This is a genomic window from Bacteroidota bacterium (assembly GCA_018698135.1).
Classification (GTDB): Bacteria; Bacteroidota; Bacteroidia; order CAILMK01; family JAAYUY01; genus JABINZ01.
In genome coordinates, this window is sequence record JABINZ010000209.1 from 1 (window position 1) to 3,918 (window position 3,918).

A 3,918-nucleotide genomic window follows, 5' to 3' on the forward strand; every position below is an offset into this window, starting at 1 on the left:
GATGGTCAATATTTAGGAAGAGATTTACAAATTCATCAGGCAGATGGTTTTGATTATTACACCACATTTTCGCTTTGGGATACCTATAGAGCTGAGCATCCTTTGTTGACCATTATTGATCAAAAAAGGACGAATGATTTTATAAACACATTTGTTAAACAATATGAACAAGGTGGAAGCTTACCGGTTTGGGAATTTGCAGCCAACGAAACCATGTGCATGATTGGTTATCATTCCATTCCGGTTATAGTAGATGCATATATGAAAGGCATACGAAATTATAACATAGAGAAAGTATATGAAGCTATGAAACACAGTGCAAATCTGGATCATTTAGGATTGGAAGCCTACAAAAAATATGGATATATCCCAGCTGATCAAGAACCTGAATCTGTTTCAAAAACCCTCGAATATGCTTATGACGATTGGTGCATTGCCCAAATGGCAAAAGAATTAGGAAAGGAAGAAGATTTCAACTACTTCATTAAAAGGGCACAATCCTATAAAAACATTTTTGACAAAAGCACTGGTTTTATGCGTGCCAAATGGAACGGTAGCTGGTTCAGTCCTTTTGATCCAAAAGAGGTCAACATTCATTATACGGAAGCTAACTGCTGGCAATATAGTTTTTATGTTCCGCAGGATGTAAGTGGATTGATAAATTTGATGGGAGGGAAAGAAAAATTCATTGAAAAGTTGGATCAACTATTTACTGAAAGTAGTGAAACAACAGGACGTCAACAATCTGATATTACAGGCTTAATTGGACAATATGCACATGGCAATGAGCCTAGTCATCATATGGCTTATTTGTATGCTTATGCAAATGCTCCCTCTAAAACACAGGAAATGGCTGCTCGTATTATGAAAGAAATGTATACCGACCAGCCAGATGGATATGCTGGTAATGAAGATTGTGGACAGATGTCAGCATGGTATGTGATGAGTGCCATGGGTTTTTATCAGGTTACTCCGGGTTCTAATCAGTATGTTATTGGCAGTCCAGTTTTTGAAAAAGTAACTATCAATCTTGAAAATGGGAAGCAGTTCATCATTGAAGCTAATAAAGTGTCGGATGAAAATATCTATATCCAAGCTGCTACATTAAATGATCAGGATTATTCGAAATGTTTTATTTCACATGAAGATATTATGAACGGAGGGAGACTTTCCTTAGAAATGGGTGATCTGCCAAATAAGAATTGGGGAATTGAGAATGAAGATATTCCTCTAAGCCAAATAGAATCTGAAGGATTTTTAGAAGCACCTACCTTGAAAAATAAAAGCAAAACATTTTATGATGAAATGACTTTGGAGTTTGAAGAGTTTAGCGATGAAGCGGTTATATTTTATTCGCTGTTTTCTAATTCAATAGATGCGTTAATCTTAGGTTCGCTGAAAAAGGACAACTTTTCGATTGGAGTTGATAATCAAGTGAAAATTTATAATGAACCAATTGTAATCTCTGAAACTACCTATTTAATAGCATGGATTCAGAAAGGAGAATTAAAGAGTCCTTCAGCGATAGCTCATTTTATTAAATCACCAATTGGTAGAAATATTGAAATCAAATCAGAATATGCACCCCAATATAGCGCAGATGGAGATAAGTCACTTATTGATGGAATAAGAGGAGATTACAATTGGCGCTTAGGTGCATGGCATGGTTATGAAGGAAAAGACTTTGAAGCAATAGTCAATTTTGAAAATGGGCAAGTAATTGATCAAATTTCAATTGGATTTCTACAAGACAATCCTTCTTGGATATTTATGCCCACAGAGGTTGAATTTTATGTGTCAGAATTCGATCATAAATTTGCCAAAGTTGGTGTGGTGAAAAGTGACGTAAAACTAGAAGACGAAAAAGTGCAAATCAAAAATTTCACGTTGAACATTGATAAGGCAAAAGCTGTCTCAATTAAGATTGTTGCAAAAAGCATCAAGCAATGTCCATCGTGGCATTTGGGTGCAGGCGAAAAAAGCTGGTTGTTTGTGGATGAGGTCGTTATTGATTAGTGTTCAATACTTTTTATGAATAATTCTCGTTAATTTTGATATAACTAATCTTAATAAACATGAAAAATTTATCAAAAACGCTTGGCCTTATTGGAGTCTTTTTATTTTTGACCTCTGTTATTTTTAAGCATTTTCATTTAGCAGGTGCTGGGGTAATATTGTCATTATCAATAGTCTTGGGACTGATATTTTATGTATCTGAAATTTTATCGAAAGAGATTAAAGCTTTAAATGGAATTGATCAGGCAATTGGATATTCTCTTTTGATTAACATGATTGTTTTTCTGGGGGCTTTTTTATTTAAAATGATGCATTGGCCAGGAGCGAATATTCTATTAGGCTTATCAATGATTTTCTTGGTCATCTTTATTATTATTGGAGCCATAGGTATTTATCCAAAAGAGAAAAAAGCAAGTATTGAATTAACCAATGTGAATACAATAACCATTATGTATATGGCAATTGTGCTCATCATGTTTGGTTTACGTTCAATAAGCTAAATCCGACTGAATAGATTTCTGTTTTTTTTGAAGGAAGTAAAAACGTGAACTATTATTTATTTTTCATGCAAAATCATTAACATGTTGGCGCATGTTAGTCAAGAGTAAATTCCTTTCATTCTTTTCAATTATTGTAGTTTCTTTCATTTCTTGTCAGAAAAACGATAAAGTTGAAGTTCGAGTTACAACATAAATAATTCCTTAGCCAAAAACTATACATATTGATTCTGGTTCATTTAGGATAGATATGAATACAATTATACAAATGAAAAAAACAAATGAGGCTGCTTAAAGAGATGGTTATTTGTAGCTGAGTTTGTTATTGATAAAACTGTGATTAGACGCTCATCATTTTATATCATATTTTGTTAAATTTGATATAAAAAATGAAACATCATGAAAAACACAGGTAAGTATTTTGGTTTGGTTGGTTTTATATTCTTCTTTGTTGCAACTATCTTCAAGATATTTCATCTTCAGGGGGCAAGTATGCTATTGTTAATTGGAGTACTTTCCAGTATAGTCTATTTCGTTTCCATTTTTTTTATCAAAGAGATTACTTCATTAAAAGGCTTAGATAAAATAAATGCAATTATTCTCCAATAACAATGATACTTTTTCTGACATCCTTTTTATTCAAAATGATGCATTGGCCAGGAGCTGGATATTTAATTAATGTTTCATTAATAGCCTTTGGAATTATTGCTATAACAACATTGATTGGTTTATTTTCGAAAGAAAAAACACAGATTGCAGAATTTGTTAAGCTGTATAAGTTTAGCTTTTTATATGTAATTGTTGTTTTGATTATGATGGGTGTCCGATCAATTATCTAAAATCAGCTACACAGAATTCTTTCTTTTCTATTATGATTAATGGGAACTTGTGCTATAGTTTTGCGCATAAAATTAGTCGTAAATAGCATTAATATGATAGTCAAGACCAAATACAAATTCGAAATTATTTTTATTTTACTCCTTAGTGCAATTTCTTGTAATCAAAAGGAAAGTATTATTGAATATAGGGCTCTTGATGAAATTCAAATAATTCCACAACCACTGAAGCTCCATGTTGATTCAGGTTTATTTAAAATTGATAGAAACACAATTATCTATGCTAACAAGAAGGCTGAAAATGAAGCAAATTACTTGAAGGAGCTTTTGGAATCAAAATCAGAGTTTAAAGTAAAAATCAAGTTTACTGAACAATTATCTCCAATTGAAAAAGGTCATATTTGGTTGTTTAATAATGCTACCGATGAGAACGATGAGTCCTATGAATTATTGGTGAAAGAATCAGCTATACTGATGTATGCTAATTCGGACAAAGGAATTATGCATGGAATACAATCGCTCAGACAATTATTTGTTGATGATTTCTTTGGTTCTGATAAAAAGAAAGC

The 3,918-nt window shown here is 32.4% G+C and carries 5 protein-coding genes; all 5 read left to right on the forward strand.

Features of this window, described 5'->3' with window-relative positions; translation table 11 throughout:
- The coding region (locus HOG71_13495) for a glycoside hydrolase family 92 protein (GenBank protein ID MBT5991859.1) at positions 1–2,016 on the forward strand (2,016 nt) is incomplete at its 5' end.
- Positions 2,017–2,075: 59 nt separating this feature from the next.
- Positions 2,076–2,516, forward strand: coding sequence for a hypothetical protein (locus HOG71_13500; GenBank protein MBT5991860.1), 441 nt, complete (start codon positions 2,076–2,078; stop codon positions 2,514–2,516).
- A gap of 396 nt (positions 2,517–2,912) precedes the next feature.
- A complete protein-coding gene (locus HOG71_13505; GenBank protein MBT5991861.1) occupies positions 2,913–3,122 on the forward strand; it encodes a hypothetical protein in 210 nt (69 codons plus the stop codon).
- Between the two features lie 2 nt (positions 3,123–3,124).
- The gene (locus tag HOG71_13510; protein MBT5991862.1) at positions 3,125–3,352 is read left to right on the forward strand and encodes a hypothetical protein; all 228 of its coding nucleotides are present in this window, start codon (positions 3,125–3,127) and stop codon (positions 3,350–3,352) included.
- A 93-nt stretch (positions 3,353–3,445) separates the two neighbouring features.
- Positions 3,446–3,918 (forward strand): hypothetical protein (locus HOG71_13515; GenBank protein MBT5991863.1); only part of this gene is annotated, 473 nt, incomplete at its 3' end.

What these genes read in the sequence shown, in the direction of transcription:
- HOG71_13505 (MBT5991861.1), top strand. Translation starts at nt 2,913, where the DNA reads ATGAAAAACACAGGTAAGTATTTTGGTTTGGTTGGTTTTATATTCTTC.
- HOG71_13510 (MBT5991862.1), top strand. Translation starts at nt 3,125, where the DNA reads ATGATACTTTTTCTGACATCCTTTTTATTCAAAATGATGCATTGGCCA.
- HOG71_13500 (MBT5991860.1), top strand. Translation starts at nt 2,076, where the DNA reads ATGAAAAATTTATCAAAAACGCTTGGCCTTATTGGAGTCTTTTTATTT.